The sequence below is a fragment of the Nocardia sp. No.11 genome, assembly GCF_038752175.1.
Lineage (GTDB): Bacteria > Actinomycetota > Actinomycetes > Mycobacteriales > Mycobacteriaceae > Nocardia > Nocardia canadensis.
Genome location: NZ_JBCGFB010000235.1, coordinates 1 through 3634, shown reverse-complemented (window position 1 = coordinate 3634; position 3634 = coordinate 1). Strand labels below are relative to the sequence as shown.

Annotated in this window: 4 protein-coding genes and 1 pseudogene; 3 read left to right on the top strand and 2 right to left on the bottom strand. The window is 70.8% G+C overall.

Translation table 11 applies throughout. The annotated features are described in order from the left end of the window. The 3 genes from V8688_RS31645 to V8688_RS31635 form a co-directional block, all read left to right on the top strand. A partial coding sequence (locus V8688_RS31645) for a molybdopterin molybdotransferase MoeA (RefSeq protein ID WP_342802347.1) occupies positions 1 to 776 on the top strand: 776 nt, incomplete at its 5' end. Further along, on the top strand, positions 773 to 1843 hold the full coding sequence (gene moaCB / locus V8688_RS31640) for a bifunctional molybdenum cofactor biosynthesis protein MoaC/MoaB (RefSeq protein WP_342802346.1): 1071 nt from the start codon (positions 773 to 775) through the stop codon (positions 1841 to 1843). The genes V8688_RS31645 and moaCB, both read left to right, overlap by 4 nt. Next, positions 1836 to 2267, top strand: a complete 432-nt coding sequence (locus V8688_RS31635; RefSeq protein WP_218716716.1) for a molybdenum cofactor biosynthesis protein MoaE — start codon at positions 1836 to 1838, stop codon at positions 2265 to 2267. Before moaCB ends, V8688_RS31635 begins: the two co-directional genes overlap by 8 nt. Positions 2268 to 2270: 3 nt before the next feature. Here the strand turns inward: V8688_RS31635 and V8688_RS31630 are convergent, their stop codons facing one another. Together V8688_RS31630 and V8688_RS31625 are read right to left on the bottom strand one after the other, a co-directional pair. Further along, positions 2271 to 3290: a CobW family GTP-binding protein gene (locus tag V8688_RS31630; RefSeq protein ID WP_218716717.1), complete on the bottom strand. Its 1020-nt coding sequence runs from the start codon at positions 3288 to 3290 to the stop codon at positions 2271 to 2273. A 77-nt stretch (positions 3291 to 3367) separates the two neighbouring features. Beyond that, positions 3368 to 3634: pseudogene (locus V8688_RS31625) on the bottom strand (hypothetical protein); the annotation flags it as partial.

Here is a 3634-nt window from a genome sequence, read left to right as displayed (position 1 = left end):
AGGCCGGCACCGATGTGCGCGCCGGCGAGCTGGTCGCCCGGGCGGGCACCGTGCTCGCGCCCCGGCACATCGCGGCGCTGGCCGCCGTCGGCCTGCCGACCGTGCCGGTGCTGAGCCGTCTGCGCGCGGTCTGCATCACCACCGGTGACGAACTCCAGCCCGCCGGGACCGAGCTGGCGCCGGGCCAGATCTACAACTCCAACGGGATCGCGCTGGCCGCGGCCCTGCGCGCCGACGGTGTCGAGGTCGTCGAGGTCGCGCACAGCACCGACGATCCGGCGGAGTTCACCGCCGTGCTGCGCGCAGCCGTGGCCGCCGCCGATCTGGTCTTCACCTCCGGCGGGGTGTCGAAGGGCGATTTCGAGGTGGTCAAGGACGTGCTGCAGCCCCTGGGCGGCACCTTCGGTTCGGTCGCGGTGCAGCCCGGCGGACCGCAGGGGTACACGGTCGTCGACGGTGTGCCGGTGCTGAGTTTTCCGGGCAACCCGGTGAGCACCACCGTGTCCTACTCGGTGTTCGCCCGCGACGTGGTGCGCGCGCTGGGTGGCCTGCCCGCGCCGGCCACCGCCGAGGTCACCCTGCTGACACCCGTGCGCTCCCCCGCGGGCAGACGCCAGTATCTGCGCGGCTTGGTGACCGACGACGGCGTCGAGGTGGTCTCGGGCCCCGGTTCCCATCTCATCGCGGGCATGGCCTGGGCCGATGTGCTCGTCGATGTGCCCGCCGAGGTCACCTCGCTGCCCGCGGGTGTCCCTGTGCGAATCTTGTCGCTATGAGCGAGTTGTCCCACGTCGACCGCGAGGGTCGCGCGCGCATGGTCGATGTCAGCGGTAAGGCCGACACCACCCGGATCGCTGTCGCCGCAGGCGAATTGCAGACCACCGCCGAGGTGGTCGCGCTGGTGCGGGCCGAGGGGATGCCCAAGGCCGATGTGCTGTCGACCGCGCGGCTGGCCGGAATCGCCGGTGCCAAGAAGACTTCCGAGCTGATTCCGCTGTGTCATCAGCTGGCACTGTCGTCGGTCAAGGTGGAGTTCGGGTTCACCGAGACGACCATCACCGTCGAGGCCACCGCCAAGACCACCGGGCCGACCGGGGTCGAGATGGAGGCGCTCACGGCCGTGGCCGTCGCGGGTCTCACGCTGCACGACATGGTGAAGGCGGTGGACCCCGCGGCAGTGATGAACGGGGTGCGGCTGGTCACCAAAGAAGGTGGCAAGCACGGGCATTGGGTGCGTCCGGAGGCGCGATCCAGCAGCGCGCCGACGAGCCCGACCGGCAACGGCTCGGACACCGCACCCGCCGAATCCGGTTCGGCGACAACCGCTCCGGTCGACACCACTACCGAACACGCGACCGCCGCGCGTGATTCGCGCACGGCGGTGGTCGTGGTCGCGTCCACCGGGGCCGCGGCGGGAACCCGCGTCGACACCACCGGCCCGGTGCTCGCCGAATGGCTCGGCACCCAGGGATTCTCGGTGCGCGGCCCGCTCGTGTACGCCGACGCCGAGATCGCGGCCGGGTTGGCCGATGCCCTCACGGACGCGCCGTCGCTGATCGTCACCACCGGTGGCACCGGCGCCTCCCCCACCGATGCCACCCCCGAGGCCACCCGGGCCGTCCTCGATCGCGAACTGCCCGGCGTCGCCGATGCCATCCGGCAGCGCGGCACGGCGAAGTTCCCGCTCGCGGCGCTCAGCCGGGGCGTGGCCGGGCTGGCAGGCCGCACCGTCGTGGTCAACCTGCCGGGTTCGCCCGGCGGGGTGAAGGACGGGATCGCGGTCCTGGAACCCCTGTTGAATCATCTGCTCGCGCAAGTAGCCGGAGGCGGCGACCATGAATGACCACGGCGCGGTGCGCCTGACCGCGATCAGCGACCAGGCGCTGGATCCGATCGCCGTCGAAAAGGCTGTCGACGGACCGGAGTTCGGTGCCGTCGTGGTGTTCACCGGCAAGGTGCGCAATCACGACGGCGGCCAGGCGGTGACGGCGCTCGAATACTCCGCGCACCCCCAGGCCGAGCGGTTCCTGACCGAGATCTGCGCCGAAGTCGCCGCCGCGCACGGACTTCCGGTGGCGGCGAGCCATCGCATCGGCTCGCTCACCATCGGTGACCTGGCGATCGTGGTGGCGGTCGCGGCGCCGCATCGGGCCGAGGCGTTCACCGTCTGCGCCGAACTCGTCGACCGGATCAAGCACGAGGTGCCGATCTGGAAGCGGCAGCTGTTCGCCGACGGCCTGTCCGAATGGGTCAATGCCTGCGGCTGAGCGTCACCGCGGGGTGTAGCGCCAGACGCCGAGCATCGCCTGGTCGTCCATCAGCTCCTCGCCCTCGAAGACGGTGCCGCGCAAGCGTTCCAGTGCCGCGTCCTCGTCGAGTCCGGTGCCGATGAGCACCAGGTTCGACACGCGTTCCTCGCCGCGCCCCCACGAGCCGGGGGTGAACACCACATGCCTGCCGACCAGGTGCATCTCGAACTTGCGCCGCTCTCCCGCCACCGCGAAGGCCACACAGCCCTTGGCCCGGAACAGGCCCGGCGGCGGATCTTCCAGGAAGGCGATCAGGGCGCGCGGGTCCAGCTCCCGCTTGCTGGTGAACGACACCGACACGTATTCGTCGTGCAGGTGCCGGTGGGCCGGGTCGTCGTGATCATGGTCGTGGTCGTCGAGCAACGAGTCGAAACTGAGCTGCTGGGCCACCTTCGGTTCCGCGAGCACCCGGTCGTCGAACAGCAGACCGGGATCGACGCGGCCGTAGGTCGTCGCGTAGACCGGCACTTGGCCGACCCACTCCGACACCTGCGCGCGCAGCTCGGCCAGCGCCTCGGCCGAGACCCGGTCGGCCTTGTTCACCAGCACGAGATCAGCCAGGCGCAGGTGCGAGACCAGTTCCGGGTGCTGGGCGCTCGTCGCGCCGAACAGCTCGGCGTCGACCACCTCGACCAGCCCGCCGTATCCGATCCGCGGGTTCGGGTTGGCCACCACCATGCGGATCAGATTGCGTGGCTCGGCCAGCCCACTGGCCTCCACCACGATGACGTCGACGGCGCTGCGCGGCTGCGCCAGCGTCGCGAACAGGTCGTCGAGTTCGGAGACGTCCACCGCGCAGCACACGCAGCCGTTGCCCAGCGACACCATCGCGTCGACCTGGCCCGCCACCAGCATCGCGTCGATGTTCACCGCGCCGAAGTCGTTGACCACCACCCCGATCCGGGTGCCCCGGTTGTTGCGCAACAGCGAGTTGAGCAGGGTCGTCTTGCCCGACCCGAGAAACCCCGCAACGATCACCACAGGAATCACCGTGCCGATTGTGCCGCAACGGCCGCGGCCGCCGACCCGGGGGCGGGTCGGCGGCCGCGCGGGTGCGGTTACTTCGTCGGGCCGAAGACCAGGCCGACCAGCGTGTAGGCGAGGTTGATCAACTGGTTGGTGATCGCGGTGTTGTCCATGCCCAGTGCCCTGGCCAGCGGCATCAGCATGTTCATCACGGTGAGGATCGGACCGCCGAGCGAACTCAGGTCGGGGGCCGTCTCGTCCGGGGCGGACTGCTGCTGATTCTTGGGCGTGGTGCCGCGTTCCCGCGGGGTGGGCGCGGGCGCCGCCGGTGCGCCGGGCGCCGCGGTGCGCACCTCGGC